This is a genomic window from Novosphingobium sp. 11B, from assembly GCF_054589055.1.
Map to the genome: position 1 here is coordinate 8,430 of NZ_BAAILP010000200.1, position 2,492 is coordinate 10,921.

3 protein-coding genes are annotated in these 2,492 nt (G+C 66.3%); all 3 read right to left on the reverse strand.

The annotated features are described in order from the left end of the window. Position 1: 1 nt before the first annotated feature. From ACYPYD_RS18225 to ybeY, 3 genes are read right to left on the reverse strand one after another with little or no spacing between them, the layout of a single operon-like run. Complete coding sequence (locus tag ACYPYD_RS18225; protein WP_172705104.1) at positions 2-886, reverse strand: LysR substrate-binding domain-containing protein; 885 nt, start codon at positions 884-886, stop codon at positions 2-4. Positions 887-941: 55 nt separating this feature from the next. Beyond that, positions 942-1,859: a hemolysin family protein gene (locus ACYPYD_RS18230; protein WP_008831117.1), complete on the reverse strand. Its 918-nt coding sequence runs from the start codon at positions 1,857-1,859 to the stop codon at positions 942-944. Between the two features lie 7 nt (positions 1,860-1,866). Continuing rightward, positions 1,867-2,373: an rRNA maturation RNase YbeY gene (ybeY, locus tag ACYPYD_RS18235; RefSeq protein WP_271180960.1), complete on the reverse strand. Its 507-nt coding sequence runs from the start codon at positions 2,371-2,373 to the stop codon at positions 1,867-1,869. Between the last annotated feature and the right edge of the window lie 119 nt (positions 2,374-2,492).

Below are 2,492 nucleotides of genomic sequence, written 5' to 3' on the forward strand. Positions count from 1 at the left end.
GTCAAAGCCCCGCTTGCAGCAACCACTCGTGGAAGATGCGCACCGGCCGCGCTTCCAGCGACTTGGGGCGACACACGAACCAGTAGCGGTACGGGCTCTCCACCTCGATGTCGTAGACCCGCGCCAGTCGCGTATCGTGCGAGCGGCGGAAGTGGTCGTCGTGCATGATCGCGATGCCCAGACCCTGCGCCGCCGCCTCCAGCACCAGCTGGCCGGAATCGAAGCGGTCCACCGAGGCCGGGTCGAGATCGGGCAGGTCGATCGCGCGCTTCCACGCATCGAGGCTGTCGGGCAGGTCCTGATGGATCAGGAACGTCTGGCGCGACAGCTTCGCCTCGTCCGGCACCGGGCCCAGTTCCTCGGCCAGCGCCTGCGAGGTGATCGCATAGACCTTGTTGTGATCGAGCTGCACCCGGTAATACTGCGGGTCCGGCTCCTTCGCGAGGATGATCGCGGCGTCCAGCGTATCGCCGACGCGGTCTTCCAGATGCGCGCCGGTATCGATGTCGATGTGCAGGCGCGGATGCAGCTTGCGCAGTTCGGGCAGGCGCGGGAACAGCCGCTGGCCGCCGAACAGCGAAGGCACGCCCAGATGCAGGCGCAGCACCTGGCCGCGATCGATCTGCGCCTCGACCGCCTCGGCCAGTTCTTCCAGCTTGGGCGCGATCGCGGTGTAGAACGCCTGCCCCTCGTCGGTCAGCTTCATCGCCTGGTGCTGGCGGGTGAACAGGCGCTTGCCGGTGAAGTCCTCCAGCGCGGCGACGCGGCGCGACAGGGCCGAGGGACTGAGCGCCAGCTCGTTGGCCGCCGCCTTGGCGGAACCGAGACGCACCACGCGCACGAAAGCTTCGAGCGCACGCAGGGGAGGTAGACGACGTACTGGCACTATTGCGGTCTTTTCACTCGGTTATGGCCGCCGCCGGAGGGTCCGGCGACAGCGGTTATTCGGCCTCGCTCTCCAACTCTTCCACGGGCGGATGCAGGCGCAGGCGCGTCACGCGCCGCTCGTCGCCGTCCGTCACCTCGATCTTCCAGCCGCTTTCGTGGTCCAGGACCGCGCCCACTTCGGGCACTTGTCCGGCCAGCACGAAAGCCAGGCCGCCGAGAGTATCAACCGCTTCCTCGACTTCGGCCAGCCGCGGGTCGATCCGCTCGGCCACATCGTCCAGTTCGGCTCGGGCGTCCGCGTCCCACATACCTGCGTCGATTGCAACCAGCAATTCCTCGGGCGCATCATCGTGCTCGTCTTCGATCGAGCCGACGATCTCCTCCACGAGGTCCTCGATGGTGATGATGCCGTCAGTGCCGGTGTACTCGTCGATCACGACCGCGAGGTGGATGCGCTGGGCGCGCATGTCGGCCAGCACGTCCAGCGCGCCGCGCGATTGCGGCACGTAGAGCGGCTGGCGCATCAGCGTCGTCCAGTCCTCGGGTGGGGGCGCGCTGCGGGCCAGCAGCGGGAACACGTCCTTGATGTGGATCATGCCCTTGATGGCGTCGAGCGTCTCTCCGTAGACCGGCATGCGGCTGTGGCCGTGCTCGGCGAAGGCTTCCACCACTTCGGCCCAGCTGGCCGAGGCGGGGATCGCCACGATCTCACTGCGCGGGATGGCGACGTCGTCGGCATCGTGCTCGCTGAAATGCAGCAGGTTGCGCAGCATCTGCCGCTCGATCGGCGAAAGATCGCCGGTCAGCGCGCCGCTGGCCTCACCTTCGTGCTCGTTGATGACTTCCTCAAGCTGGGCGCGCAGGGACTGGTCGCCCTCTGCGTGGAAAAGCCGCTTGAATGCACGCCAAAGCGTGTTGGTACTGTCCCCTTCTCCGAAACCGGAGTCGGCGTGGCGGCCATTGTCGGCCATCGTACGGTTAAATCCCTGTTGCTGCAGTGCGGTCCCCATATGGGTCGGGAATGCCTAAAACTGCAAGTGCCTTTGTTTCGAGCGCTTCCATCGCCTCGGCATCCTCGTCAGACGTCTCGTGATCGTGGCCCGCCAGATGGAGCAGGCCATGGATGATGAGATGCGTGGCGTGGTGTTCGACCGGAATGCCCTTCTCGGCGGCTTCTCGCGTGCAGGTTTCGCACGCCAGCGCGAGGTCGCCGAGCATTTCGGGCGGCCCGTCCTCGTCCAGATCGAGCAGGGCCTCGCGCTCCAGCATGGGGAACGAGAGCACGTTGGTCGGCTTGTCCTTGGCCCGCCATTCGCGGTTGAGGACGTGGACTTCGGCATCGCTGGTGAACAGCAGGCTGGTGGTGAGGCGCTCGTTGTCCAGCTCGGGCGCGAGGGTGACGAGGGCTTCCAGCGCCGCCTGCGCGAGATCGGCCCAGTCGGTCGCGGCGTCCCAGGGTTCTTCGATGTCGATTTCGAGGTCCATGAAACGCGCCTTATCGCGCGGTGTGGCCGGGGTCGAGTGGTTCCGCCCTCGCCCCCAACCTCGTCATTGCGAGCGCAGCGAAGCAATCCAGGGCAGTGCCACACCGTCCTGGATTGCTT